Here is a 24,746-nt window from a genome sequence, read left to right on the forward strand (position 1 = left end):
TTGAAATTCGAAAGGTCCGGCATGTTTATTCAGGCCGGGCCTTTTCACGTCAAAAGCAGTTTTGCGCAATTTAGGCTCCGCTGCCGTACTCGGCCTTATTTTTGCCGTTGCCCTAAATTAGCGGAACCTACACGGAAAAGTGAACAACCGTTGGGCTTGCGACCAATTGTCGGCCGGATTTGCTCTTTAACGGCTTTGCTTGCCCGAATAGGCGGGACGTAAAAACTATCCCTTTTTTCAATGAATATCCAAGAATGAGCCATCGTAAAGGAATTGGTTACCATAATTCGGCATGCTTCCAGACAGCCGGCAAGTTGGCGACCGAACGCGATTTTCGCGTTAGGGCACGTGTGCGTTCTTGAGCCGGTTCAGTGTCTGTGTAGTTTGGATAACGAGTATCATGGCGTTCGTGACCGAAACGTTCGGTAACTTCAATTCGCGCTCCGGCTACGCCTCGCGATCGAAAAAATCCCTCAGCATCCGCCCCGGCACCCTGGCCACCGGCGTCGCAGTCGCGGCGTTCGCCTGGGTCACTGCGACGCTGATGACGACGCAATCGATGGTGCTGTCGCTTCCCGGCGCGGCGACATCGACCGACAGCTTCCTCGCGCCGCGAGCATCGGCCTTCATCGTTCCGCAAAGCCACGTGGCCCACCCTGCCCGCTACGCGAGCCAAACCACTTCGCTGCATGGGCAAAGCCGCTTCGGCAACGTCGCGGCTGCAGAGGTTCAAACGAAAGCTGGCAGGACGGATGCGGTTCGTGCGCAACTCGCATACGCACTCGCACAGCAGACGTCGGATATGAAGCAGGCTCAGATTGCGGCCGCAAGCATCAAGAGCGGCCGTCTCGAAGTAGCCGCGGCTTCGCCTGAGACGATTGACCATCTGCGCAAGGTGATCGCGATCAATTTCGCAACCGCAGTGCAATCGCTGAGTCAGGCAAAATATGCAGCCGCCCTGATGCCGGCCGCAGGCCCGCTGAAAACCACGGAGGAGCCGGCGGCGGTTGCTTCCGCCGCTCCTGAGGTCAGCCTGCCCGCCATAGCGGAAGCAAAGCCGGTGCCTGCGAAAGACGCCGACATTGCGGTGGCGGAAGCCGTGCTGAACGTCATTCCCATGACGCGCCCTGCCCGCGAAACGCCCGTGCAACGCGCCAGCGCCACAAGCGCCATCGCCAGGGCAACGGGAAGCGAAACGTCCACACAGCCGCCATCGCGCATGATGGCCTATGCCGATCCGGATGACAGCTCGGTTCGCAAGACGAAGCCCTTCATCAACCCGTTTGCCGCCATCAGCCCCGGACCAGGCACGGCGATCTACGATATCGAGGCGAAGACAGTTTACCTGCCGAGCGGCGAGCGCCTCGAAGCCCATTCCGGCCTCGGCCACATGCGTGACAATCCTCGCTATGTCGATCGCAAAAACACCGGCCCGACGCCGCCGGAAACTTATAACCTGACCTACCGGGAAAGCCTGTTTCACGGCGTGCAGGCACTGCGCCTGACACCCTCAGGCGGCGCTCGCGTCTACGGCCGCGACGGCCTGCTGGCTCACACATACATGCTCAGAGGCGGCCGTGCCGAATCGAACGGCTGCGTGGTCTTCAAGGATTACAATCGCTTCCTCGCCGCCTTCCGGCGTGGCGAAATCAAGCGGCTGAAAGTCGTCTCGCGGATGTCTTCGGCAGCAAGTGTCGCTTCCGCACGCTAAAAGGATTTGAGGCGCAAAGCGCCTCAATCTCTCACGACGATCGAGGTCTGGCGCGGCAGTTCACCATAGAAACCGCGCCAGTTGGCAATCGCAAAGCCGAAGACGATCAGGGCGCCGGCCTGATGCGCCAGGGCCAAATGCAGCGGCACATGCAGCAGCAGCGTTGAAATGCCGAGGATCGCCTGGATTAGCACAAGCACGAAGAGAACGACGGACCGGCGCGCATGCGTCGTTTGCGCCGCGGCGCGCAGCGAGATGATCATATTGATGGCGACCACCACGAAGAGCGCATAGGCACCGAGACGGTGAACGAACTGGACCATCTTCGGGTTCTCGAAGAAATTGATCCAGCCCGGTGACTGTATGAAGAGATCGCTGGGCACGACGGCTCCATCCATCAGCGGCCAGGTATTGTAGCTGAGGCCTGCATCGAGACCGGCGACGAGCGCGCCAAGATAGATCTGAAACAAGGCCATGAAGGCGATCAAACCGGCGAGCTTTGCCGAATGGCGAGTTGGCGGCGGCTCGTTCGAATGCGGCGACAGGGCGCGCATGAACCACATGCAGGCGGCAAAGATCAGACAGGCGGTGACGAGATGGGTAGCAAGCCGGTACTGGCTGACGTCGGTGCGTGCTTCCAGCCCCGAGGAGACCATCCACCAGCCAATCGCACCTTGAAGGCCGCCCAGCACGAAAATGCCGGCAAGCGGCAGCCAGAGTTTGCGCTCGACGCGGCCGGTCAGGACGAAGAACAGCAGCGGCAGGCCGAAAATGACGCCGATGGTGCGAGCAAGTAAACGATGCGCCCACTCCCACCAAAAGATGCTCTTGAACTCCTCGACCGTCATATCCTTGTTCAGGATCTGGAATTGCGGGATGCGCTTGTAGAGATCGAATTCCTCCTGCCATTCCTGCGCATTCAGCGGCGGGATGACACCGTGGATCGGCTGCCATTGCGTGATCGACAGGCCGGAATTGGTGAGGCGCGTCGCACCACCCACCAGCACGAGAGCGAAGAGAACCAGAAGCACGCAGGCGAGCCAGATGCGGATGGCGCGGCGATTGCGGTCCTGACGGGCCACTTCCTTCAAAATTGCCTGTTCGGTCGTGAAATTAGTGGCAGCCATGGCTTCTCCCTTCGATCAGGCTGTTGATTTGCCCGATAGGGGCGTGCAAAACAAGTCCCGGGAGTTTGCGGCATGCCGTCGCGGCATGCTGTCATAATGAGGAGAAAACCCCGTGCCCCTTCGCCTGCGCAAATTCATTGGCATGATCCTGCTCGTGCTGCTGGTTGCAATCTATGCGATCGTCGCCATGATCGTTGCAGTGCGAACGCTTGCAGATCAACCCGGCTGGGTACATTTCCTGTATTTCTTTCTCAGCGGCATCATCTGGGTGCTGCCGGCAATGGGCATCATCAAGTGGATGGCTGGGCCACGCCCGCAATAGCGCTCGCCTCGACGCGATTTACATTAGGCTAACCTTGATCCGTGCCTTATCCCGCGCGAATATCCCATATTAAGCCAAAAATAAGCCGTTGGCCGCCAGACTGCGTCCGAATACCGCCGGAGCGGAGAAGATCGGATGCAGACCCAGACGCGAGATATCGCCAGCATCGCCGCCGCTGCCGGTGAGCAGATTGCGTCGATCGAGATGGAGCCTGCGCCCACCGTTCATCTGCAGGTCGACATCTTCGACAGTATGGCACCGCTTGAAGCCGAATGGCGCGCGCTGGAACAGGACGACCTCAACTCGCTGCATCAGAGCTATGACTGGTGTGCAGCATGGGCGGAGAACCTCAAACGCCCTCTCGCCATCGTCAGGGGTTCCATCCGAAATCACGTCGCCTTCATCCTGCCGCTCGAGATTATCCGCAGTCACGGGATAAGACGAGCCGAGTTCATCGGAGGCCACCACAACAATATCAATACCGGCCTGTTTTCGGCTAAGTTCCTGATGAACGGTCCACTGACCCCCGTTCAAGTGAACGCCATATCCGCGGCTCTGGAGGGTAAGGTGGACGTCGCTATCCTGCGCAATATCCCGCTAGAATGGCGGGCGCGCCCAAGCCCCCTCGCCTCGCTGACGACGATCGAAAACCAGAACCGAGCTTTTCAGCTGCCCTTCCTCGGCAGTTTCGAAGCAAGCCTGAAGCAGGTGAACGCCAAGCGCCGGCGCAAGAAGTTCAAGCATCAGAGCCGGATTCTCGACGCCAAGGGCGGTTACGAATATCTGATTGCCGGTCCCGACCAGCAAGATGCCTTTCTCGATCTTTTCTTCCGACAGAAGGCGACCCGCTTCAAGGATGCCGGCTTGCCTGACGCGTTCAAGGATGCCCGGATCAAGGCTGCGCTGCACGCCATGTTATACCGACGCAACGACGATGGCATCGGCGCGACACTTCAGATGCATGCGCTCCGGCTGAAAGGCGAGCACGAGGGCCATATTCCAGCCGTCGCCGCCCTCTCCCGCAAGGGAGACCACGTCATCTGCCAGTTTGCTTCCATCGACGAGGCTGTGGTTGCTGACGCAAGCCCCGGCGAATTGCTATTCTGGTTGATGATCGAGCGACTGCATCGCGAGGGCGTCGCACTCTTCGATTTCGGCATCGGCAACCAGACCTACAAGCGCTCCTGGTGCCCAATGGAAACTGTGCAGCATGATCTTTTCCTGCCGATTTCAGGCGTGGGACGCCTCACGGCAATGGCGAGCCGGAGCATGACGCGCACGAAAGTGGCGATCAAGTCCAATAGAAAGCTCTATTCCCTTATCCAGCGGCTGCGGGCGAGACATGCAGCTGGCGCGCCAGCGGATGATGGCGGCGACGCAGATTGATCAGGCGGCGTCCCGGCGCGTATCCGGATCATGCTCTTCGCGCCAGCCGGACATCAGGATGATGTGTTCGTAGCCGGCCTTTTGGAATTCCGTCATGGCTGCGATGAACTGGCTTTCATCCGGCTCCGGCATAGAGAGGACGATTTCCGTCTCCTTGCTGCGCGTCAGCCGCGCGACGCCGGAGACCTCGGCCGCCCCGCACTCCACCAGAACGATGTCATAGGCCGAGTTCAGGGCATCGAGGATCAGTGACAGGCGGTCGGCACCCCGCATGGCGCGCGCAAGATCGCTCATGCCCTGGGGCACGATATGGGCGTCCGACAGGCGATCCGGATGGATCGTATCGCCAAAGGCCGCTTCGCTGCATAGCAGATCGGTTACACCGGGAAGTTCGTCGTGCTCGGCCATCAGCTTCGAGGGGCATCCTGTGCCGGTCATGTCGACCAGCACGATGCGGCAACCCGCATCGGCGATGGTCCGCGCCAGCATCACGGTCGCTGTCGAACCATTGTCACCGGTCGGAGATATTGCGATAGCAAGTCGAGAGCCGCTGTCGATCAGATAGTCGGCGACGGATTGAATGGAGAAATCTTCCTCTTCATCCGCGGCCTGGACAGCCTGCTTCGGCTCGTGATCCGGAGCGATTGCGGTACCCAAGGCAATTGCCGCCTCCGGAGCGACTGCGGTGTTCGCAACCTGAACCGGGATCTCTTCTGCTGGGACCGAGAGCATGCTTGTGGGCGCCTCGACACTGCTTGCTCGCGTGACTGGCCGAACCGGAGCCGGCGCGGGGACGGTTTGAGCACGCTTCGCTATCTCCAGCATGGCGGCATCTTCTTTGCGGGCAGAACCGACAGGTCGCAATGCGCGGCCGCTGAACAGCTCCGAAAGCATGATGACGATGGCCGTCAGGAGAAAGGTGGCAAGAGTTGCGACGACGACGATCGGGCCGACCTTCGGGAAGGAGGGATCGACCGGCTCAACCGCCGTGGAAACGATGCGCGCGTCGGCAGGGCTGGAATTCTTGTCGACGCGAGAGGCCGCCTCGCGATAACGGGCGAGATAGGTCTCGAGCAATTGCCGCTCGGCCGTGGCTTCACGTTCCAGGGCGTTAAGGCCGACTTCGTCCTCCCCTGCCCGGGCGCTGTCGGCTTTCAGCGTGTTGGATTGGGCGAGGAGCTGCTGCTCGCGCAGTTGCGCCACCTTCGCTTCATTCTCGATGCTTGCCAGAATCCTCTGCGTCTCGCGCTCGATCTGCTGACGGATATCGGCGAGCTGCGCCCGCAGGCTCTTCAGCCGTGGATGTCCATCCATCAGCGTCGTGGAGAGATCGGAGATCTGCGACTCCAGGTTCGACTGGGTCGCCTTCAGCCGCTGAATTGTCTGCGATCCCGCGACATCGGCAAGCGTGTCGGTGGAGCGGCCGCTGGACAGCGCGCTGCGCACCGCTTGCGCTCGCGCCTCGGCATTGGCCTTATCGCCACGCACCTGTGCCAGCTGCGTCGAAATATCCGCGAGCTGCTGCGTGGCGAAATTGCTGTTCTGACTGGTCTGGAGAAGACCGTTGGCGGAACGATAATCGGCAACCTTCTTTTCGGCCTCGCTGACCTTGTCGCGCAGTTTGGCGATCTCCGGCTCCAGCCAGCGCGTTGCCTCGCTGTTGGAATCGAGCTTGGCTCCGCTCTGCATCGACAGATAGACCTGGGCCATGGCATTCGGCACGCTGGCGGCAAGATCCGGATTTCGGGACGTGAAGCTGATGCCGATCACGCGCGAGCTGTTGATCTGATAGACCTGCAGGCGGCTGTTGAAGGCGTCCAGCATCCGCTCTTCCGGTGCCTTATCTGCCGCCGGTTGTCTCAGATGCAGCTTGATCAGAATATCCGAGATCGCGGAGCTATTGTTGCCTGCGGCGAATTCGGGACGATCGTAGAGCTTCAGATTGGTAATGACCTGTTTCACCAAATCTGCCGACTGTAGGATCTGCACCTGGCTGGCAATGTTCAGCTCGTCCAGTAGGGGTCCGGCACCGGCATCATTGCCAGACGTCGTCGTTGCGAAGGCCTGCGCACGCTGCTCGATGAGGATGCGGGCTTCGCTGCGGTATTCCGGCGCCATGACCTTGGCAATCGCAAATGCCGCGCACGCACCGGCCAGCGTGATGGCGATGACACGCACCCGCCGCTGCCACACAGCGCGAAAGAGCTGAGCGAGATCGATGTCCACATCCTGCTGGGTGCTGTTGACACCGGACATATGCAAAACTCCGTAATAGAAAGCCGGAATTAATCGTAAACGACTATAGTAACCCAAGCGTTAATAGTATTTCGTCGGCATTATTTTTGATGCCGCTAATTTTTTCCCGGATTTTCATTTGCTCTTTACCGACCGTTAACCCTAACGGATCGATAACGACGACAGTGTCCTTCCCTTTCTAATGAGCGCGAAATGCCCTTCGCAAAGCCAAAGATTGTCCTTGCACTCGGCATGGCTGCCGTGAGCGCCGCGCTCACCGGCTGCAACACCTATCAACCGGCTCCAAAGGCCTTCAATGAAGCCACGATCCAGCCCTATGCGCTTGACAGCGGCGACCGGCTGCGGGTTACCGTGTTCGACCAAGCCGGCCTGACCAACACCTATACTGTCGACCAAGCCGGCTATATCGCCTTCCCGCTGATCGGCCAGGTCGCTGCCCGCGGCCGGACCTTGCAACAGCTCTCCGGCCAGATCGCGCAGAAGCTTCGCCAGGGGTATATTCGCGATCCCGACGTCACCATCGACATCGACCGCTATCGCTCCGTCTACATCATGGGTGAAGTCGGCCAGCCGGGCCAATATTCCTACGTTCCGGGTATGACCATCCAGAATGCCATCGCGGTCGCAGGCGGGTTTACCAGCCGGGCCAACCAATCCAACGCGGATGTCACCCGCAAGATCAACGGTCATGTCATGACTGGACGGGTCGGCATTTCCGATCCGGTGCTGGCGGGCGACACCATCTATGTCAGAGAGCGGTTGTTCTAACCGCGACCGCTCATGACCCGGCCACTTCGAATCCTTCATTGCTTTAGGTCGCCGGTCGGCGGGGTCTTCCGCCATGTCCGAGATCTGGCTGAGGAACAGAGCAAGGCGGGGCACGAGGTCGGCATACTTTGCGACAGCTTGACGGGCGGCGAGCATGAGGATCGCCTGTTCGACGACATAGCACCCTTCCTCGCTCTCGGCATCATTCGCCTGCCGATCCGGCGGCAAATTACCCTCACGGATGCTGCGACACTTTGGAGCAGCTACAAGGAAATCAAGAGTTTGCGGCCGGATGTGCTGCACGGGCACGGCGCCAAGGGCGGCCTGCTTGCGCGCGTTCTCGGCTCGGTCCTGCGGGTCAACAGGTATCGCGTAGCCCGCCTTTACACCGCGCATGGCGGAAGCCTGCATTTTCCCCGTCACTCCCTCCAGGGAATACTTGTCCATAGTCTGGAACGGATGCTGGAATTTTTGACCGATGGGCTGATCTTCATTTGCGATTTCGAACGCCGCACCTATGAAGCAAAGATCGGCAAACCGCGCACCCGCTCGGTTATGATCTATAACGGCATCAGCGAAAGAGATTTCCGCATCATACCGACGCGATCGGACTCCGTGCACTTCGTCTATATCGGCATGCTGCGGGACCTCAAAGGTCCCGATCTGTTCGTTGACGCCTTTGCGAAAACGGAACGGCGGATCGGCAGGCCGCTTTCCGCTCTGATGATCGGCGACGGGCCGGACAGAGACAAATATCACCGGATGATGGTCGAGCGGGGGCTTGGTCACCGGATTGGAATGTTGCCGGCCATGCGCGTGCAGGAAGCCTTTGCGGTGTCCCAGAATGTCGTGGTTCCCTCGCGCGCGGAAGCCATGCCTTATATCGTTCTGGAAGCACTCGCCGCCGGGAAGGCCGTGATTGCTTCGCGGGTTGGCGGCGTTGCGGAAGCGCTTGGCGATAACAGTCCCGCACTCGCCAAACCGGAAGATGCCGACGACCTCTCGCGCATCATGGCTGAAGCGATCACAGAACCGCTATGGGGCGCCCGCAACATGCCCGATATCGGGACGATCCGATCGATTTTTTCCGCCTCAGCCATGGCACGGGATACTTTGCACCTGTATCAAAATATACTTGGCCTGGATAGCGACGGTTAGAATACAGCCAAGTGTTGTAAGTGTTTCTTAGCTGATATCTGGTAGGCCTTGTCCGATAACGATCGGATAAGCTGTCATGAACACTACCGAAAAGTCCGAGCAGCTCAGCTTGGACAATCTTCGCAAGCAGGTTTCGGAAATCCGCACGCGCGGTGCCGGCGAGACGCCGGGCGATCGTCCCGGCGGAATGAATATCTATGCGCGGCAGATCGCCGAGCAATTTCGCGAAACCAACCAGTCTCCGTCCATCATCGTCGGACAATACCGGTTGTTCGAATTTCTATCGCTGCTCGCATTCGGGCTTGCAATTCTCCTTTTCGGCACATCGGACAATCATCCCTTCCTCTCGAAGAGTGTGGTGACGCTCGCGCTCTGCGGCCTCGCCATTGCCTTCCTGCAGATTGCAGACGCCTATCAGATCCCGGTTCTGCGCTCGCCTCACCATTACCTGCACAGGATTCTCGGAGCTTGGGCGGCAGCCTTCGCGGTCATGGTCATCGCCCTGCTCCCGTTCGATATCAATAATATCTATTCTCTCCCCCTCCTCGGTCTGTGGTTCGCAGCCGGCGCAGGCTTCCTTCTCGTGGCACGCCTGCTCTTCGCCTATGGCATTCGCCACTGGGCCCGCAACGGCGTCATGGAGCGGCGCGCCGTCATAGTCGGCGGCGGCGAACCGGCCAAGGAACTCATTCGCGCCCTCGAACATCAGCCAGACAACGATATCCGTATCTGCGGCATCTTCGACGATCGTGGCGAAAAGCGTTCTCCCATCATGGTGGCCGGCTATCCGAAACTCGGCACGGTGGCGGAATTGGTCGAGTTTGCGCGGCTCGTGCGCATCGACATGCTAATCATCGCGTTGCCAATCAGCGCCGAAGACCGCATTCTGCAATTGCTGAAAATGCTTTGGGTACTGCCCGTCGACATCAGACTGGCGGCGCATGCCAACAAGCTGCGCTTCCGCCCCCGCGCCTATTCGCATGTCGGCGCCGTGCCGATGCTCGACATCTTCAACAAGCCGATCCGGGACTGGGATGGCGTTGCCAAGCGCATCTTCGACATCTTCTTCAGCGTGGTCGCGCTTGCCCTTGTCTGGCCGATCATGCTGGGGGCTGCAATTGCCGTGAAGGCGACCTCGAGGGGACCGGTGTTCTTCATGCAGAAGCGCCACGGGTTCAACAACGAGATCATCAACGTGTTCAAGTTTCGCTCGATGTACACGCATATGAGCGATCCGTCGGCTCGCAATGCCGTGACCAAGAACGACCCGCGCGTGACCCCCGTCGGCCGCTTCATCCGCAAGACGTCGATCGACGAGTTGCCGCAGCTCTTCAACGTGCTGCTCGGAAGCCTCTCGCTCGTCGGCCCGCGGCCGCATGCCGTGCTTGCCGCCAGCCATAACCGCACCTATGCCGACGTGGTCGAAGGTTACTTCGCGCGCCATCGCGTAAAGCCTGGCGTGACCGGCTGGGCGCAGATCAACGGCTGGCGTGGCGAGATCGACAGCGACGACAAGATCAAGTTCCGTACGGCCTACGATCTCTATTATATCGAGAACTGGTCACTGCTGTTCGATCTGAAAATCCTGTTCCTGACGCCATTCCGTCTGCTCAATACGGAAAATGCATATTGAGCGCGATCGATCTGCCATCACCCCGCGTCGCGCAGCCGCAGCTTGCCGCATTGCGGCTGGTCGGTACGGCGAGCGTTGCTGTGGGCGTATTCCTGTCGGGCTTTGTTATCGCGGAGCCCGCACCCTACGAGCTGTGGCTCGCCTTTTTGATCGGCACATGGTTCATTCTCGGCTTGAGAATATCGCGCAGCGTGGCGCCGCTTCTGGCCCTGTTCCTGACGTTCAATGTCGGCGGGATGCTCTCGATCACGCAGATGCATGACCTCGCCGCCGGCAACCATCTCGATGGTCCGATCTATATCGCGGTCTCGACCTTTCTGGCGCTGAGCGCCGTCTTCTATGCCGCCATTGCCGAAGACAACCAAAAGCGGCTGAAGCTGATCTTCAATACCTGGGTCGTGGCGGCGCTGATCACCGCAAGTCTCGGCATCCTCGGCTACTTCCATGCCGTGCCGGGCTTCGACATCTTCACGCGCTACGACCGCGCCATGGGTGCATTCCAGGATCCGAACGTCTTCGGCCCCTATCTCGTGGCGCCGAGCCTCTATCTCATGCACGGCCTGCTGATCGGCGACCTGAAAAAGGCGCCGATCAAGGGCATCTGCCTGTTCGTCCTCGCCTTCGGCATTTTCCTGTCCTTCTCGCGCGCAGCCTGGGCCCTTTTCGCTTTCACCTCGGTGATGCTGATCTTCTGCATGTTGCTGAAGCACCGCAGCAATACCTTCCGGCTGCGCATTCTGGTGATGTCGCTGGCGGCCATCATCCTCATGATCGTGCTGCTCGTCGTCGCCCTACAATTTCCGCAGGTCAGTGACCTGTTTTCGACGCGCCTCCAGCTGGTTCAGAGCTATGACGGCGGGCACCTCGGCCGTTTCGAGCGCCACAGCATCGGCTTCCAAATGTCCATGGAACGTCCTTTCGGCATCGGGCCTCTGGTCTTCGGCCAGATCTTCCGCGAAGACGAGCACAATACCTGGCTAAAGACGCTGACCACCTATGGCTGGCTCGGTTTCGTGACCTGGATCAGCATGATCTGCTGGACCATCTATATCGGCTTCCGCAACCTGCTGAGGGAGCGTCCCTGGCAGCCCTACCTGATGATCGCCTGGATCGTCATTCTCGGCCATGTCGGCATCGGCAACGTCATCGATACCGATCATTGGCGCCATCTTTACATGCTGATCGGCATCGTCTGGGGCTGCGGCGCCCTGGAGCAAAAATATCAGCGTGACTTGAGCAGAAGGGAAGCTGCGCGGTGAACATTCGCACCAACGTCAAACGCCTGTCGTTGTTGCAGGTTCTCGAACCGAGCGGCGGCGGCTCCGGACGACATTTCCTCGATCTGTGCCGGGCCATGCAGCATCGCGGCCATTTCGTGACCGCCATCTATTCCCCGGTGCGTGCCGAGCCCGCCTTCGTCGCTGAGCTGGAAAATATGGGCCTGGACAATGTCATTCCGCTTGCCATGCGGCGCGCTCCCGGCCCCTGGGACCTGACGGCATGGTGGCAGCTCCGCAAGCTCGCCGCCATTCACGGGCCGTTCGATCTGATCCACGGTCACAGCTCGAAGGCCGGCGCTCTCACGCGCTTGCGGCTGCCGGGGCGGCATGTGCCTGTTCTTTACACACCGCATGCCTTTCGTACCATGGACCCGACGCTGGGTTCGAAAGGCCGCCTGATCTATGGCGGCATCGAGCGTCTTCTCGGGGCTTTTTTGACGGACCGGCTGATCTGCGTTTCCCAGGACGAATATGATCATGCCCTGTCGCTCGGCATCCCGGAAAAACGCCTGCGCGTCGTCGTCAACGGCGTAAACGCGCGGCCCATCGGCCAGCGGACGGCCATCCGCAGACGCTATGGCATTCCACAGGACGCCCTGCTCTTCGGCTTTGTCGGACGGATGACACGACAGAAGGCGCCGGAGCGCCTGGTCGAAGCTTTTGCGCGGATAGCACCCCACTTGCCGCAAGCGCATCTGCTGATGATCGGGATCGGCGAGCTCGCCGATACAACAAGAGAAATGATCAGGGCAGCCGGGCTTGAAGATCGTGCCCGCATCGATGGCAGCGTGCGTGGTGTGACCGCCATAGACGCCGTCGATGTCGTCGTCATGCCCAGCCGCTACGAAGCTATGTCCTATGTGATGCTGGAAGCGGCTGCAGCAGGCAAGCCGCTGCTGCTCGCCGATGTCGGGGGCGCGCGCACGGTGCTGGAACATGGCAGAAACGGTTATATCGTGCCAAACAGCGATGATCCTGAAGCATTGGCGGCCGCTATGGCGAGGCTTGCTGACCCGGCGCGGCTTGCAAGTTTCACCGCTGAAGCTCGTCGCCGCAAGGATGGCTATACGCTTGCCGGCATGGCCCATGCGACCGAGAAGATCTATTACGACCTGCTCGGTCAACCCTTCCCCGCCCCGCTGGAACTGGCAAGTTCCCACTTCAGCGATGCAATCAAAGGCCGGAAGAAAAGCGCGTCGGCCCTCTAAACTCGCATCGGATTTTCGTGCGAAATCGGTTCCGCTTTTCGAGCCGATGCGATAGACTTAACTCATGATTACTTCAGCACAATTGCGCGGCGCGCGCGCCATGCTCGGACTGACGGTGGAGACGCTTGCCAGCGAGAGCAAACTGCCGACTTCGACGATCGAAGCCTTGGAAACAGAGGGCGGTTCGGCGGACATGAGAGCGCTTGCGGCAATCCGCTCCGTCCTCGAGAACCATGGCGTGATTTTCCTCGCTGGTGGCAGCGACGGCCCGGGCGGCCCCGGCATTCGCTTCAAGCACTGGTCCGACGATGATGGCATCCGGCCTGAGAACCTGAATGCCACCAATGACGATTGAGGGCTGAGGCAAGGTTGCGACCTTCAGAGCGGATCAGCTTTTCGCGCAGGCTGCGAACCGCTTGATCTCTTTGTTTCTAGCAATTCCGGACGTAAGGCCGTTGCACGATTTCGCTTATCTGCCTCAGGCTCCAAGTTTCCAACTTTTGACAAGCTCTTCAGGCGCCGACAGCGCAGCCGGCAAGATGTAGCGTTCAGTATCGTTAGCCGGTTCCCAGCCTTCGACGATCGAGCCGACGGGCAGGCCATGCCCGAAATCGATCAGCGTCACCAGTTCCAAAATCAGATGACCGTAGTCGTCGCGCCACTCGCGCCGTTCGCCGCCCTCGAAGAGACGCAGCCGACCCTTGGTGCGCGGACGCTCGCGTGCGGCAAGCCATTGCGCAACGGATGCCTCCGCATTGGCGAAGGCTACCACCTCATCGGCGTCGCCATGCCAGATGGAAACGACCGGAAAGCGAGCGGCATCGGGCGACACTTCGCGCACAAGCTCGGCCCATTTTTCGGCCGGGCGGCTTGAGCCGCGCTTCATGACGTCGAGCGCCGACATGGCGTCCCGGGCAGCGCCGAAAGGCAGACCGCCGATGATGGCGCCCGCGGCAAACAGCTCCGGATAGGTCGCGAGCAATGCGGCGGCCATAGCACCCCCAGCCGAGAGGCCCATGACGAAAACCCTGCTGTCGTCGATCACATGCAGACGACGGCTGAAATCGATCATTTCTTTGATAGAGCCGAGTTCACCGCGATCGCGCGTGACCAGGCTCGGGCGAAACCAGTTGAAACAGAGATTGGGATTGTTCGAAGCCTTTTGCTCTGCAAAAAGCACCGCAAACCCATGCTGACGGGCAAGTGCCGTCCAGCCACTCGCGCGATCGAAATCCTCTGCATTCTGATGGCAGCCGTGCAGAACAACAACGAGCGGCATCGGCCCCTTCACACCAGGCGGTACATATTCGAGCATGCGCAGATTGCCAGGATTGCGGCCGAACCACAAAACTTCGGTCAGCCGCTGGGCGGAAGGACGCGTGGAAACACGACGGCGTGCCGGCTGAGATTGCGGCTGCGTCATCGGAAACTGGAGCCGCGGCAGCTCAGCGGAATCGACAAGCAAGCGGCGAAGCCGGCTCGGAACTTTAAAATTCATCATGGACCTTTCCATCCACGTCAGCCGCGGTCGGTATTATCCCGCTGCTGGCTGACGCGCACTGTTCCTTTCGAGAATCAGTGATATCGAGAAATCGAATCTCTTTGTGCAATGCAGCAAATATAAGGAACCTTGTCCGCTTAGAACAGGCACAATGCATCATTGCAGCTATGTGAAATCAGCTTAAATCGATTAGATTTTCGGCCACAAAAAACCGCAGCTGTGTCAGAAATAAGCCCGCGCAAGGGAGAGCAGCTTTGCGTCATCCTTCACGCCCTGGCGATAGAGCTGGATGATCAGAGCGCCGAGGCGCTCTGCCTCAAGGCTGCGAGGGTTCATGCCACGGTCCTTGCAGACGGTTTCCAGTATCTTCTCGAGACGGTCCAGATCGTCTGAAAACAGCGGCAGATCTCGTGGATGTATAGGTGTGTCCAGCATTTGCGCGTCTCGTTGTCCGTTCGGGCAGAAGCACGCAGTACTTCGCCGGCACCCGTTTTATTTCCGACGATAAGGCTGGACTATGCGCCTTGCATATTGGGTTGGCAAGGAAGCATTTTGGCGCGAAGTATTTCCGATTCGCAAATTTTACGGAAAATCGAGCGAAGGTACAATTTTAAGTTATGGCATCACCGAGCCTTTATCTGCTTATGCGACAAGCGGAAAAAACGGAGGCACAATGATGACCAAATTTCTGATTCGGACCGCTCTCGGCTTGACGCTGGCAACGATGGCCCTGCCCGCCGTCGCACAGAACTTCTCGAACCTTCCGCTACGCAACCCTCGCCAGCCGCCCGAAGGATATATTTCCGTTCAATCCGGAATATCGATTTCCTATCCGGTGGCGGATGGAGACAACGAGGAGCAGCAGGAGAAGGCCTTGAAATCCTTCTACAAGATTGCCGCCGGCAGCTGCGCCACCCTGCTCGACACCATTGCGGATGCCTGCGAGATCAATGCTCTGTCGAGCAATAGCGCGGTCAACAATCTCGACAATCGCGGCACGAGACTTTCCATCAATGGACAGGTGACAATGTCGGTGAAACTGAAGGCGCCGACGGCGGCCGCGAAGTAGCCTTTCCCATCGCAGTTCATGATCTCCGCCAAAGCCAACGGATCGGTAAGAAATGGCGGCGATAATCCCCCTCGCAATTGAGGGACGATACCATGGCGAAAGCGAAACGACGCACGCGGCGCAAGCCGCAGTCCAAGGCGGGCAATTCGATGTGGCTATGGGGCGTTGTCGGCCTGGCAACGGTAGCCGGCCTCTACGCCTATCAGCATCGGAAAGATATGCCGTCGATGCTGGCGCATGCCGGAGCAGTTGCCGGCATGCCTCATATGGCTAGGGACGCGCCGGTGCCGGCTGCGAAGCCGCAGATAAAGACGGCGGCGATCACACCCGAGCCTCGAGCCGAATCTTCCCTGCCAGTGCCGCCCGCCGCCATTCCGGTGGCGATGCCGGTCAACAAGATACCGGTCGAACGGCCCATACCAAGCTTGCGAGCTCAGTCCGGCGGCCGCTTCGTGCTTTGCGGCGCCGGCTCCGGGACCAATTGCGTCGTTGACGGCAATACTTTCTGGCAGGACGGCATCAGAATCCAGCTGGCCGATATCGACGTCCCGGATGCCGGTACCGCGCGCTGCCCCAGCGAAAAGCAGCGAGGCGTGGCCGCAAAGCTTCGCCTGCAGGCCATTCTCAACGATGGAAACTTCGTGCTTTCCGGCAGCAACCGCCGCGACGACCCGAATGGCGGCAAGCTGCGCATTGCCATGCGCGCGGGGCGCTCGCTCGGGGACCAGATGGTGTCGGAAGGCCTCGCACGCCGTTGGACCGGCCAGGCGACATCCTGGTGTAGCTGATTTTCAAAAATTCGATTGGGAGTTCAAGGAGATAAATGGTCGGGGCGACTGGACTCGAACCAGCGACCCCTTGACCCCCAGTCAAGTGCGCTACCGGGCTGCGCTACGCCCCGACCTGCCGAAACGGCTTGTTTCGTTTAGAGTTTAGCGTTTGCCGACGCAAGCGAAAAGTAGCAGCCTGCTCAGAAAAAGTTGCCGTTCAGCGGCACAGCTGCCTCGGCCCATGGCTCGGCTGATAAGTGTTATCCGAGGCGCGATAGGAGCGGTAGCGGCTTGCGCAGCCACGCGCATGGCTTCCGTAATAGCTCTGCGAGCCCTGGCTGTTGAACAGAGTGCCTGTCACGAAAGATTTGAAAAGCACGCCGCTGTCCGAATCGTCGTCATAATAGCTGTCCGAGCCGTGCAGCCGGTGGCCGCTGCGCCAACGATTATGGTGATGGTGATGCCCATGACCGTGGCCATGATCGCGAATCTGGATGATCTCAGGCTGTTCGGTTGCAGGAACGGTCAGGGCCGGCATGGTGATGGCATTCGCCGGCATGACGACGCCGGCCGCCAGTAAAAGACCAAAGCCAGCGGCAGTTATCGATCTGGCAATCGTAAACATATGCGACTCCTTCGAAATTCGGCGGCGCTGCGAAGTAAATCTGCATGCAAACCTTGCTGCCGAGCACGCCGTCATTATGTCTATATAGTGATTTGAAGCCACACTCATAGATGCCCTTCCGCCTTTGTTGCGCGACAGATTGCGCAAGGTGGGAGGTGCGCGGAAAGTCAAGGCAATGAAGCCCCTCTTAGCTCTCATCATATGCGTACCACTGCTTGCCGCGTGCAACACAACGGAAACAGTGCAGCCCATTCCAGGCAGCATCACCTACGGCGGCCAACCGCATATGAAGCTGACACTTTCGCCCCCCGGCTCGCAATTCCAGCACCATTTCACCAACCAGTGGGGCCAGGATGTGCTCGAAACCTACATCGTCCAGCCGGACCGAAGCGTGAAGCTCGTCAACCGCCAGGAAATGAGCCCGCCAGACTAGGGCATTTCCGCCTTTCTTCGAATCGCGAAAACGCTCTATCTTCTTGTTTTTACGCAGCTCCGGACGCGAAAATCGCTTCGCACTTTTGCTGGAACTGCTCTAATAGCTCGCTGTGTCCCGGACGTGAAAACTCCGTCAGCGCGAGCTGACGGAGCATGGCCTGGCGCGGATAAGGATCACACTTACCAGCAGCGATAGCAGCGGCGATAATAGGGACGGCCGTAATAGCCGCGATGGTGGTGATTGTCGCTGACAGCGGCGCCGACGAGAACGCCGCCGATGATGCCGGCGGCAGCCAGAGCGACGGCCTGGTTTTCAGCCTGTTGCGCCTGGGCGCGATTGGATTGATAGGTCGCGCCGACACAGCGATTGTAACGCTGCGTCCCCGGACGGAACCCTTGCGACTGGCAGGTCATTTCCGCATTCATCGCCGATTCCTGCGGTGTCTGACAGCTCGATAGAATGGTTGATATAGCGACGAGGCTCGCCGCCATTGTGGCACGTACGCGCATGTTCCCTCCGGCAATTTTAGATACAACCCTAGGGAAAGGGAAATACAGCCAAAGGTAAGCTTTAGCAAGCCAACCCTGCCAAGCAGAAGGCGAAAATCGGCCAAATTATGGCAAAACTGTGCACAGAGATCGCATCGTGCTTAACAGCCGGATAGCGCGTTAGCATAAAATGCAAAGGCCCCGCTCGATGGCGAGGCCCGTATCCGATTTGCAGGCCCGCAGGCTATTTAGGCCGGCGAACATTTTCGCTCAGAAGTTCCGCTCGAAACGAAGGATGCCGGCGACCGTGTCATCCTTGATGTAGTCGTAATGCACATAGGTGAGTTCCGGCTCGACCAGGAAATCCTTCACCGGATAGATCTTGAGGTTCGTGGTCGCCTCGAACATCTTGGACTCGGTATAGGCAAGCTGCAGGTTCCACTTCAGCTTGTCATTGACCGGAACGCCGACGCCGGCCCAAAGCGCCCAGTCACCCCAGCCACATTTGGCGGCATTGACGGTGCCGTTCGATTTCGTGCAGGCCGAGATATCCTGGTTGGTGCCGGCATATTTGTTCAGCTTGTCGCCGTCCGTATTCCAGCCCCCCATCAGGAAGGCTTCTACGCCACCGAATTTGGCGTCAAGACGAGCCTTGATGGCACCTTCCTCGACGATCGAGTCATAGCCGCCGACAACCTTGATGCCCCAGTTGCCCGTCTTGTAGCCAAGGCCGGCAACGACGTCGGGAGCATAGTGGTTGGATTTGTCATCCGTCCACCAGCCGGCACCGTAAGAGGCCTCACCGTCGGAGGTGGAATTGGAATCTTCCAGGGAGATCACAGCCGAGAAGCCATTGTCTGGCTCGTATTTATAGGTCAACTGGTTGAGTTCGTACGGACCGTCATAGATCACATCGTCGTTGATGACGTCGCCGGCATAGCCCACGTAAAGATTGTATTGAGAGTCGAGCTTGCCGACTGTGAAGCCAGCGAGGCTGATATTGGCGAACAGCAACTTGGAGTTGGTTGCGCCTCCATCGTTCCACTCCCAGCGGAAAATGGTGTTGGTCTTCAGCGGACCGTATTCGGTGTCGGTCGCGGTATCGACATTGAGCTCGACACGCTCGTGCCAGAGGGTGCCGACCCTGCTGCGCGGATTATAGGCGTCATACCACTCGCCCTCGGTGCGCACCTTGCCGCCGATCTTCAGGCAGGTTTCCGTGCCGGGAATATAGAAATAGCCTGTGCCGTATCCATCGCAGATGCGGACATATTCAAGCGGTTCGGGTTGAGCGGCGACAATGGCGTCTGCGGCATGGCCAGCGCCTGCTGCGGCGACAGCAGCGGCGGAGCCAAGAAGAAGGCTCTTGATGTTCATGATATCTCCATTCGACTATTCGTCAGAGATGGAGTCTCCCGGCAGACAACAACGTGCCCCTCCATAGCCTGACTGTTCCCTCAAAACAGGGCGAAGCCATAAGCTTCGCCGTCAAACTGGACCTGTGATTTCCACTCATCAAGTTAATAAGGCTGCCGAACTAATTTTCACAACGCAGAAGCGTGGGCTATGTGACAATAATGTCACTCAGCCGTCGCAATAACGAAACGTCCGGCTTGCGTACATCGAATACGCGCACCAAACCCATCGCGACAGTTTTCGGCTGTGGTTTGCGAGGTACTTATGCTTTGGTCGCAATCCAACGCCGCTGCCAGCCTCATCGCACCTGGTCAAGAAGGCGCTTGCATTCCAGAAGATCGTAAAGCGTCTCCTGAAGCAAAGCGCGATCTTCCTTGCCGACACTCGATTTTCCGATGGAAACATCCGGCACGCCGTCGTCCCCGCTGACGAAATTGAAGAAGCGGCGGCTGATCGGCGCCTTGGCGCGGCCGACGATCTGATCTTCCTCGGAATTGGCAGAGGCAACGCGAGGCTCGACGGCGGCGGGCTCCTGCGCAGCGGCAAGCGCTTCCACACTGGCGAGATCGCCATGCCCGACGGCGATGACGAACTTGTTGCCATTGGTCTTCAGGAGCTTCTGGACGCCCTTGATGGTGTAGCCGTGATCGTAGAGCAGATGGCGGATGCCATTCAGCAGGTCGACATCCTCGGGGCGATAATAGCGCCTGCCGCCGCCCCGCTTCATCGGCTTTATCTGAGGAAACCGAGTCTCCCAGAACCGTAGGACATGCTGCGGCAGATCAAGGTCTTCCGCGACTTCGCTGATCGTGCGGAACGCATCCGGGCTCTTGTCCATCATCATACTCCCACACTGCACATGCGGTGCCGTTTAGCCGGATCACACATAAGTGGATTTCGGCATTCGTATCGCTCGATGATACGACTCACCATATTTCAACGGTTTGGCGGAGGAAATTCAAGTCAGATATTCAGCCGTTACACAAGCTTGCGACAAATCGGCAAGCAGATCGGCCTAAAACGACGGCGTCACAAGGCATGTGGCCGGCTGAAATCGAAATCGCGAGGATGGATCAGGAGGCGGGATTTGCCGGCTTGGTCTTTGCCTTGCGGCTCGTATGGGCCTTCAGGATACGGGTCTTCAGAACGTTTGACGCCTTGAAGGTCATGACACGCCGCGGGGAAATCGGCACTTCTTCGCCGGTCTTCGGATTGCGGCCGATGCGCTCGTTCTTGTCGCGCACCTGGAATGTCGCGAACGAGGAGAGCTTTACCGTTTCTCCACGCACGATGGCGTTGCAAATTTCATCGATCACAGTCTCGACGAGTTCCGCCGACTCCGTTCTGGAGAGACCGACTTTCCGGAATACCGACTCCGCCAGGTCTGCGCGCGTCACTGTCTTGCCCGTCATAGCTCCCCGCCCATTTTGCTGCGTAATCTTCTTCAAGTTTTGCGAGACTATTGCCGTTGCGCCGAGCGGTCAAGCTCTTGTTCGGAACGGCTTTTAGAGATGCGGCGCTACCAGCGCAGCAGGACCGCGCCCCAGGTGAAGCCGCCCCCCATGGCCTCCAGCATCACCAGATCGCCTTTCTTGATCCGTCCGTCACCAGCGGCCACGGCAAGGGCAAGCGGGATGGATGCAGCCGACGTGTTGCCGTGAAGGTCCACGGTGACCACAACCTTCTCGGGAGCAATTCCGAGCTTCTTGGCGGAACCATCGATGATGCGGCGATTGGCCTGATGCGGCACGAGCCAATCGAGATCGTCAGGCGTGGTGCCCGTCGCATCGAATGCAGCCTGGATAACGTCGGTGATCATGCCGACGGCGTGCTTAAAGACTTCGCGACCCGCCATATGGAGAACGCCGACCGTTCCCGTTGTCGACGGGCCGCCATCGACATAGAGCTTGTCCTTGTGCGAACCGTCAGAGCGCAGGCTTGCCGTCAGCACGCCGCGATCGGTATTGGCGCCGGTACCCTCGCCGGCTTCCAGGATCAGCGCACCGGCACCGTCGCCGAAGAGAACGCAGGTCGTGCGGTCGGTCCAATTGAGAATGCGCGAAAATGTCTCGGCGCCGATGACGAGCACGCGCTTGGCAAGCCCGCCGCGAATATAGGCGTCGGCCGTGGTTACGGCATAGACGAAGCCGGTGCAGACGGCCTGGACATCGAAGGCAAAGCCATGATGCATGCCGAGCCGGTTCTGGATATTCACCGCCGTCGCGGGAAAAGTATTATCCGGCGTCGAGGTGGCAACGATGATCAGATCGAGATCATCCGGCGTCATGCCGGCATTGGCAAGGGCGGCACGCGCCGCCTGCTCGCCGAGCGAAGCCGTGGTTTCACCTTCGCCGGCGATATAGCGCTGACGGATGCCCGAGCGCTGGACGATCCAGTCGTCGCTGGTATCGACGACCTGCTCCATCTCGGCATTGGTCATGACGCGTTTCGGGAGCGCCGCCCCAAAACCGCGAACAACTGAACGGATCATTCTGCTTGTACCCCGTCTCTCATGCCGCTTCCGGCCCGATAGGGGGCAGCCGTTTGGCATGATATCTCTTCAAATCGTTTTCGATTTTCTGCGTGAGCCCATTCTTGGCCATATCATAGCCGACATCAATGGCGGCTGCGAAGGCTTCTGCATTGGCTCCGCCATGGCTCTTGATGACGATACCGTTGAGGCCGAGGAATACGCCGCCATTGACCTTGCTGGGATCGAGCTTCTCGCGCAGCAGGTCGAAGGCGCCCTTGGCTAATACATAGCCGATACGTGCAAGCAGCGTGCGCGACATCGCGGCACGCAGATAGGCGCCGATCTGCTTTGCCGTGCCTTCGGCCGCCTTCAGCGCGATATTGCCGGAAAACCCTTCCGTGACGACGACATCGACGGTGCCTTTGCCGATATCGTCGCCTTCGACGAAACCGTAATATTCAAGCGATTCGAGATTGGCCTCGCGGATCAGGCGCCCGGCGTCCTTGACCTCTTCCTGACCCTTGATTTCCTCGACGCCGACATTCAGCAGGCCAACCGTCGGCCGTTCAATCTCAAAGAGCGCGCGTGCCATGGCGCCGCCCATCAGGGCGAAATCGAGCAATTGCTGGGCGTCGGCGCCGATCGTGGCGCCGACATCGAGCACGATGCTTTCGCCGCGCAGCGTCGGCCAGATCGCCGCAATTGCCGGGCGTTCGATATTGGCCATGGTGCGGAGGCAGAATTTCGCCATCGCCATCAGCGCGCCGGTGTTGCCGGCGGATACGACGACATCGGCGTCGCCCGTCTTCACTGCCTCGATCGAGCGCCACATGCTGGAGACGTAGCGGCCGCGGCGAAGCGCTTGGCTCGGCTTCTCATCCATACTGATGGCAACTTCGCATTCGTGAAAGACCGATTTCTCGCGAAGCTTGGGATATTTGGCGAGGACCGCCTCGCAGCGTTCCTTCTGTCCGTACATCACGAACGTGATATCGGGATGCCTATCCAGCGCCTTGGCCGCGCCGGGAACAACAACCTCAGGGCCGAAGTCGCCACCCATTAGGTCAAGAGAAATTCTGATCACGCGTCCCTAGTCCTTTTTCTCCGCCGCGACGGGCGAATTTGGCGTCAAAATACCGTTTTCTCCCCCGGTGACAACTGAATTGTGCTCGAACCGCACCCGGGCCTATTCCTTTTTCCAATCTTTCAGAACGGCAAAGGGCGAAGGCTTTCTGTCGTCTTCACCGGTGTCTTCAATATGCGCTTCGAACTCGACGCCAGGCTTGCGCGGATAAGGGTCGATGGCCAGGGCGGCGAATTCCGCAACGGCCACACCAGCGTCTATCGTATCGCCGGTGAAGGTCTCCGGAAGATCCGGACCATCGGGATCAAGTATCATTTCTCCGGCATCCACAGAAGGCGCGCGCGCCAGTTTGGAATCCTCGGGCACGAAGATGTGCTCGAAGTCCTCATCGATATCAGATTCGACCGGCTCGAGTGTGACAACGCAAGCCTGAACGATCTTTGCCTTCACGTTGCCCTTGATACGCACGCCGTCACGCTTCCAGCGCGAAATCTTGAGATCGGCTTCGAGCTTGCTGACCGAGAGAACATTCCAAAGGGCCGCGAGCCCAACCAGTTCGCGATCATCAGCCTCGATGTGCACATCCACCGGATTGGCCGAGATATGCCCTACCTTCACGGGATAGGAAAACGGCGTTTCATCGGAGTCGTGTCTTTTCATTTTTATCTCCTAACCGGCCTGTTGACCGACTTTGTCTGGCACCGGCAGCGTCGCCGAGCCCGTGGCGATCTGATCTTCCGTAACGGTCGCCAGATGCGCTTCCGCGATCATCATCCAATCGGCCAATGCACTCATGGACGCTGTGGCCTCATTCGCCTTGGGATAGATGTTGCGCTGTAACGCCACGGCGAGCGCGGCGCGATCATCGACATCCATGGCGCTCGCATAGCTTTCGAGGCGTCCATAGAACATGCCGGCCAGCTTCTTCATGCGCTTTGGCACGCTATTGTCGCCTATACCAAGCTCGCGGATCGAATAATCGATATCCTCGAAGAAAGCATCCACAATTTCCTGCGCCAGTTCCTGACCGCTTGTTGCCGAAGACCGCGTGCGGCGGAAGAACAGGATCATCATGACAGACAGTAACTCGAAACGCCCCATCACCGTATCTGGCACGTCGTATTCGGTATAGAAAACCGGCTGCCGCGCCATGGAGGTCAAGGTTTCATACTGCCTGACGACGATGATCTGATTGTGATTTCTTTTGCGGAAGAGCCCAAAAATCATGAAAATTCCCGGAATTGGCTCCCTCGGAGCGCCCCGTTTTTGCTTGGCCTTGTTGCATCCACGCAAAAGCTGGTTTACCGAAGCAGGCGCGAATTGCAATGCCGTTTGTGCCCGCTTCGAGGCTCCAGCCCTTACCGTCGTCACGTTGTGCATGATCGGTGACGAAGAGTGCCGAACAACATGATTGTGCCTTTTGCCATCGCGGAAAGGACACAATGATGTGTACAGCAAGGTCATACCGGCCGTCCGGCCATCGGATTGATTCATTAGGGGAGATGAGATGTCGTTGACCAGACGGTATTTCAAGTCTGACATTACTTTCAGCAGCACTGCCGCCATCGCCCTGGTGATTGCGACCATAGGCCTTTCCGGTTGCAAGACCAGCGAGGTCATGAACAACGGCTACATCTTCGATCCGCAGTCACTGGCGCTTGCGCCGGTCGGTTCGAGCCGCGAGCAGGTTCTGCTTTCGCTCGGTACGCCCTCGACCACAGCAACCTTTGACGGCGAAGTCTTCTATTATATCTCCCAGAAGCGCACGCGTGCCGCCGCCTTCATGAAGCCGAAGCTGGTCGACCAGAACATTCTGGCGATCTATTTCGACAAGGACGGCGTGGTGAAGCAGGAAGCCAACTATACGCTGAAGGACGGCAGGGTCTTCGACATGATCAGCCGCACGACCCCGACCGGCGGCCGCGACATCACCTTCCTGCAGCAGATCCTCCAGGGCAGCGGCAGCGGCGTCAACGGCGCGAGGAACTTCCTCAACAACCTCAACCCAGGCCAATAAGCCGGGATACCGTTTCAA

25 protein-coding genes, 1 tRNA gene and 1 pseudogene are annotated in these 24,746 nt (G+C 59.0%); 13 read left to right on the forward strand and 14 right to left on the reverse strand.

Annotated elements, in window-relative coordinates; translation table 11 throughout:
• Window positions 1–400: 400 nt before the first annotated feature.
• Window positions 401–1,711 carry a DUF2778 domain-containing protein gene (locus AC13QE_RS09055; RefSeq protein ID WP_488483404.1) on the forward strand — a complete coding sequence of 437 codons (1,311 nt, stop codon included), beginning with the start codon at window positions 401–403 and terminating at the stop codon, window positions 1,709–1,711.
• Between the two features lie 23 nt (window positions 1,712–1,734).
• On the opposite strand, the gene AC13QE_RS09060 is transcribed toward AC13QE_RS09055, so the two are convergent.
• Window positions 1,735–2,838, reverse strand: a complete 1,104-nt coding sequence (locus tag AC13QE_RS09060; RefSeq protein WP_488483405.1) for a COX15/CtaA family protein — start codon at window positions 2,836–2,838, stop codon at window positions 1,735–1,737.
• Between the two features lie 112 nt (window positions 2,839–2,950).
• Between AC13QE_RS09060 and AC13QE_RS09065 the strand changes: the two genes are divergently transcribed.
• On the forward strand, window positions 2,951–3,160 hold the full coding sequence (locus tag AC13QE_RS09065) for a DUF2842 domain-containing protein (RefSeq protein WP_015339457.1): 210 nt from the start codon (window positions 2,951–2,953) through the stop codon (window positions 3,158–3,160).
• A 135-nt stretch (window positions 3,161–3,295) separates the two neighbouring features.
• Window positions 3,296–4,546, forward strand: coding sequence for a GNAT family N-acetyltransferase (locus AC13QE_RS09070; protein ID WP_488483406.1), 1,251 nt, complete (start codon window positions 3,296–3,298; stop codon window positions 4,544–4,546).
• Here the strand turns inward: AC13QE_RS09070 and AC13QE_RS09075 are convergent, their stop codons facing one another.
• A complete protein-coding gene (locus AC13QE_RS09075) occupies window positions 4,547–6,802 on the reverse strand; it encodes a GumC family protein (RefSeq protein ID WP_488483407.1) in 2,256 nt (751 codons plus the stop codon).
• Window positions 6,803–6,994: 192 nt separating this feature from the next.
• Here AC13QE_RS09075 and AC13QE_RS09080 point away from each other — a divergent pair, with 192 nt between their 5' ends.
• The 6 genes from AC13QE_RS09080 (at window position 6,995) to AC13QE_RS09105 (ending at window position 13,204) form a co-directional block, all read left to right on the forward strand.
• The gene (locus AC13QE_RS09080) at window positions 6,995–7,570 is read left to right on the forward strand and encodes a polysaccharide biosynthesis/export family protein (protein ID WP_132716315.1); all 576 of its coding nucleotides are present in this window, start codon (window positions 6,995–6,997) and stop codon (window positions 7,568–7,570) included.
• 12 nt (window positions 7,571–7,582) lie between these two features.
• The gene (locus AC13QE_RS09085) at window positions 7,583–8,728 is read left to right on the forward strand and encodes a glycosyltransferase family 4 protein (protein WP_488483408.1); all 1,146 of its coding nucleotides are present in this window, start codon (window positions 7,583–7,585) and stop codon (window positions 8,726–8,728) included.
• A gap of 76 nt (window positions 8,729–8,804) precedes the next feature.
• On the forward strand, window positions 8,805–10,361 hold the full coding sequence (locus AC13QE_RS09090; RefSeq protein ID WP_488483409.1) for an undecaprenyl-phosphate glucose phosphotransferase: 1,557 nt from the start codon (window positions 8,805–8,807) through the stop codon (window positions 10,359–10,361).
• Window positions 10,358–11,620 (forward strand): O-antigen ligase family protein, encoded by a 1,263-nt coding sequence (locus tag AC13QE_RS09095; RefSeq protein WP_488483410.1) that lies wholly within the window; start codon window positions 10,358–10,360, stop codon window positions 11,618–11,620. The genes AC13QE_RS09090 and AC13QE_RS09095 overlap by 4 nt, the downstream gene beginning before the upstream one ends.
• Window positions 11,617–12,849 carry a glycosyltransferase gene (locus tag AC13QE_RS09100; RefSeq protein WP_488483411.1) on the forward strand — a complete coding sequence of 411 codons (1,233 nt, stop codon included), beginning with the start codon at window positions 11,617–11,619 and terminating at the stop codon, window positions 12,847–12,849. The genes AC13QE_RS09095 and AC13QE_RS09100 overlap by 4 nt, the downstream gene beginning before the upstream one ends.
• Before the next feature lie 64 nt (window positions 12,850–12,913).
• Window positions 12,914–13,204, forward strand: coding sequence for a helix-turn-helix domain-containing protein (locus AC13QE_RS09105; RefSeq protein WP_132716310.1), 291 nt, complete (start codon window positions 12,914–12,916; stop codon window positions 13,202–13,204).
• A 123-nt stretch (window positions 13,205–13,327) separates the two neighbouring features.
• Here the strand turns inward: AC13QE_RS09105 and AC13QE_RS09110 are convergent, their stop codons facing one another.
• Both AC13QE_RS09110 and AC13QE_RS09115 read right to left on the reverse strand, forming a co-directional pair.
• Window positions 13,328–14,350 (reverse strand): extracellular catalytic domain type 1 short-chain-length polyhydroxyalkanoate depolymerase, encoded by a 1,023-nt coding sequence (locus AC13QE_RS09110; protein ID WP_488483412.1) that lies wholly within the window; start codon window positions 14,348–14,350, stop codon window positions 13,328–13,330.
• A 222-nt stretch (window positions 14,351–14,572) separates the two neighbouring features.
• Window positions 14,573–14,785: a hypothetical protein gene (locus AC13QE_RS09115; protein ID WP_132716309.1), complete on the reverse strand. Its 213-nt coding sequence runs from the start codon at window positions 14,783–14,785 to the stop codon at window positions 14,573–14,575.
• A 241-nt stretch (window positions 14,786–15,026) separates the two neighbouring features.
• Between AC13QE_RS09115 and AC13QE_RS09120 the strand changes: the two genes are divergently transcribed.
• On the forward strand, window positions 15,027–15,419 hold the full coding sequence (locus tag AC13QE_RS09120) for a hypothetical protein (RefSeq protein ID WP_488483413.1): 393 nt from the start codon (window positions 15,027–15,029) through the stop codon (window positions 15,417–15,419).
• Between the two features lie 92 nt (window positions 15,420–15,511).
• Window positions 15,512–16,207, forward strand: coding sequence for a thermonuclease family protein (locus tag AC13QE_RS09125; RefSeq protein WP_112337573.1), 696 nt, complete (start codon window positions 15,512–15,514; stop codon window positions 16,205–16,207).
• Window positions 16,208–16,243: 36 nt separating this feature from the next.
• Here AC13QE_RS09125 and AC13QE_RS09130 read toward each other — a convergent pair.
• Window positions 16,244–16,320 (reverse strand) — tRNA-Pro (locus AC13QE_RS09130).
• Between the two features lie 86 nt (window positions 16,321–16,406).
• Window positions 16,407–16,814 (reverse strand): BA14K family protein, encoded by a 408-nt coding sequence (locus AC13QE_RS09135; protein WP_488483414.1) that lies wholly within the window; start codon window positions 16,812–16,814, stop codon window positions 16,407–16,409.
• 175 nt (window positions 16,815–16,989) lie between these two features.
• Here AC13QE_RS09135 and AC13QE_RS09140 point away from each other — a divergent pair, with 175 nt between their 5' ends.
• Complete coding sequence (locus AC13QE_RS09140; protein ID WP_488483415.1) at window positions 16,990–17,247, forward strand: hypothetical protein; 258 nt, start codon at window positions 16,990–16,992, stop codon at window positions 17,245–17,247.
• A 182-nt stretch (window positions 17,248–17,429) separates the two neighbouring features.
• Here AC13QE_RS09140 and AC13QE_RS09145 read toward each other — a convergent pair whose 3' ends face one another.
• The 8 genes and pseudogenes from AC13QE_RS09145 to AC13QE_RS09180 all read right to left on the reverse strand — a co-directional run bounded on the left by AC13QE_RS09145 (window position 17,430) and on the right by AC13QE_RS09180 (window position 23,996).
• The gene (locus AC13QE_RS09145; RefSeq protein WP_488483416.1) at window positions 17,430–17,759 is read right to left on the reverse strand and encodes a hypothetical protein; all 330 of its coding nucleotides are present in this window, start codon (window positions 17,757–17,759) and stop codon (window positions 17,430–17,432) included.
• Between the two features lie 249 nt (window positions 17,760–18,008).
• A complete protein-coding gene (locus AC13QE_RS09150) occupies window positions 18,009–19,115 on the reverse strand; it encodes a porin (protein WP_488483417.1) in 1,107 nt (368 codons plus the stop codon).
• Between the two features lie 337 nt (window positions 19,116–19,452).
• Entirely contained in the window at window positions 19,453–19,998 is a 546-nt protein-coding gene (locus AC13QE_RS09155) for a MerR family transcriptional regulator (protein WP_106997502.1), read from the reverse strand.
• Between the two features lie 229 nt (window positions 19,999–20,227).
• On the reverse strand, window positions 20,228–20,566 hold the full coding sequence (locus AC13QE_RS09160; RefSeq protein WP_041677339.1) for an integration host factor subunit alpha: 339 nt from the start codon (window positions 20,564–20,566) through the stop codon (window positions 20,228–20,230).
• A 107-nt stretch (window positions 20,567–20,673) separates the two neighbouring features.
• Complete coding sequence (locus AC13QE_RS09165) at window positions 20,674–21,645, reverse strand: beta-ketoacyl-ACP synthase III (RefSeq protein WP_041677338.1); 972 nt, start codon at window positions 21,643–21,645, stop codon at window positions 20,674–20,676.
• A gap of 19 nt (window positions 21,646–21,664) precedes the next feature.
• Window positions 21,665–22,711: a phosphate acyltransferase PlsX gene (plsX, locus tag AC13QE_RS09170; protein WP_112337857.1), complete on the reverse strand. Its 1,047-nt coding sequence runs from the start codon at window positions 22,709–22,711 to the stop codon at window positions 21,665–21,667.
• A gap of 102 nt (window positions 22,712–22,813) precedes the next feature.
• A complete protein-coding gene (locus AC13QE_RS09175; RefSeq protein ID WP_488483418.1) occupies window positions 22,814–23,371 on the reverse strand; it encodes a YceD family protein in 558 nt (185 codons plus the stop codon).
• Between the two features lie 9 nt (window positions 23,372–23,380).
• Window positions 23,381–23,996 (reverse strand): annotated as a pseudogene (locus AC13QE_RS09180) (ubiquinol-cytochrome C chaperone family protein).
• Window positions 23,997–24,218: 222 nt separating this feature from the next.
• On the opposite strand from AC13QE_RS09180, the gene AC13QE_RS09185 reads away from it, so the two are divergent.
• The gene (locus tag AC13QE_RS09185) at window positions 24,219–24,728 is read left to right on the forward strand and encodes an outer membrane protein assembly factor BamE (RefSeq protein WP_488483419.1); all 510 of its coding nucleotides are present in this window, start codon (window positions 24,219–24,221) and stop codon (window positions 24,726–24,728) included.
• The last annotated feature ends 18 nt before the right edge of the window (window positions 24,729–24,746 follow it).

Source organism: Martinezella sp. CNPSo 3957, assembly GCF_057784395.1.

Excerpts from the sequence above, each read along its gene's own strand:
- AC13QE_RS09140 (WP_488483415.1), top strand. The coding sequence starts at position 16,990 with ATGAAGCCCCTCTTAGCTCTCATCATATGCGTACCACTGCTTGCCGCG.
- AC13QE_RS09115 (WP_132716309.1), bottom strand. The coding sequence starts at position 14,785 with ATGCTGGACACACCTATACATCCACGAGATCTGCCGCTGTTTTCAGAC.
- AC13QE_RS09155 (WP_106997502.1), bottom strand. The coding sequence starts at position 19,998 with ATGATGATGGACAAGAGCCCGGATGCGTTCCGCACGATCAGCGAAGTC.
- AC13QE_RS09085 (WP_488483408.1), top strand. The coding sequence starts at position 7,583 with ATGACCCGGCCACTTCGAATCCTTCATTGCTTTAGGTCGCCGGTCGGC.
- AC13QE_RS09175 (WP_488483418.1), bottom strand. The coding sequence starts at position 23,371 with ATGAAAAGACACGACTCCGATGAAACGCCGTTTTCCTATCCCGTGAAG.
- AC13QE_RS09145 (WP_488483416.1), bottom strand. The coding sequence starts at position 17,759 with ATGCGCGTACGTGCCACAATGGCGGCGAGCCTCGTCGCTATATCAACC.
- AC13QE_RS09160 (WP_041677339.1), bottom strand. The coding sequence starts at position 20,566 with ATGACGGGCAAGACAGTGACGCGCGCAGACCTGGCGGAGTCGGTATTC.
- AC13QE_RS09135 (WP_488483414.1), bottom strand. The coding sequence starts at position 16,814 with ATGTTTACGATTGCCAGATCGATAACTGCCGCTGGCTTTGGTCTTTTA.
- AC13QE_RS09125 (WP_112337573.1), top strand. The coding sequence starts at position 15,512 with ATGGCGAAAGCGAAACGACGCACGCGGCGCAAGCCGCAGTCCAAGGCG.
- AC13QE_RS09110 (WP_488483412.1), bottom strand. The coding sequence starts at position 14,350 with ATGATGAATTTTAAAGTTCCGAGCCGGCTTCGCCGCTTGCTTGTCGAT.
- AC13QE_RS09150 (WP_488483417.1), bottom strand. The coding sequence starts at position 19,115 with ATGAACATCAAGAGCCTTCTTCTTGGCTCCGCCGCTGCTGTCGCCGCA.
- AC13QE_RS09165 (WP_041677338.1), bottom strand. The coding sequence starts at position 21,645 with ATGATCCGTTCAGTTGTTCGCGGTTTTGGGGCGGCGCTCCCGAAACGC.
- AC13QE_RS09055 (WP_488483404.1), top strand. The coding sequence starts at position 401 with ATGGCGTTCGTGACCGAAACGTTCGGTAACTTCAATTCGCGCTCCGGC.
- AC13QE_RS09075 (WP_488483407.1), bottom strand. The coding sequence starts at position 6,802 with ATGTCCGGTGTCAACAGCACCCAGCAGGATGTGGACATCGATCTCGCT.
- AC13QE_RS09080 (WP_132716315.1), top strand. The coding sequence starts at position 6,995 with ATGCCCTTCGCAAAGCCAAAGATTGTCCTTGCACTCGGCATGGCTGCC.
- AC13QE_RS09120 (WP_488483413.1), top strand. The coding sequence starts at position 15,027 with ATGACCAAATTTCTGATTCGGACCGCTCTCGGCTTGACGCTGGCAACG.
- AC13QE_RS09185 (WP_488483419.1), top strand. The coding sequence starts at position 24,219 with ATGTCGTTGACCAGACGGTATTTCAAGTCTGACATTACTTTCAGCAGC.
- AC13QE_RS09105 (WP_132716310.1), top strand. The coding sequence starts at position 12,914 with ATGATTACTTCAGCACAATTGCGCGGCGCGCGCGCCATGCTCGGACTG.
- AC13QE_RS09060 (WP_488483405.1), bottom strand. The coding sequence starts at position 2,838 with ATGGCTGCCACTAATTTCACGACCGAACAGGCAATTTTGAAGGAAGTG.
- AC13QE_RS09070 (WP_488483406.1), top strand. The coding sequence starts at position 3,296 with ATGCAGACCCAGACGCGAGATATCGCCAGCATCGCCGCCGCTGCCGGT.
- AC13QE_RS09090 (WP_488483409.1), top strand. The coding sequence starts at position 8,805 with ATGAACACTACCGAAAAGTCCGAGCAGCTCAGCTTGGACAATCTTCGC.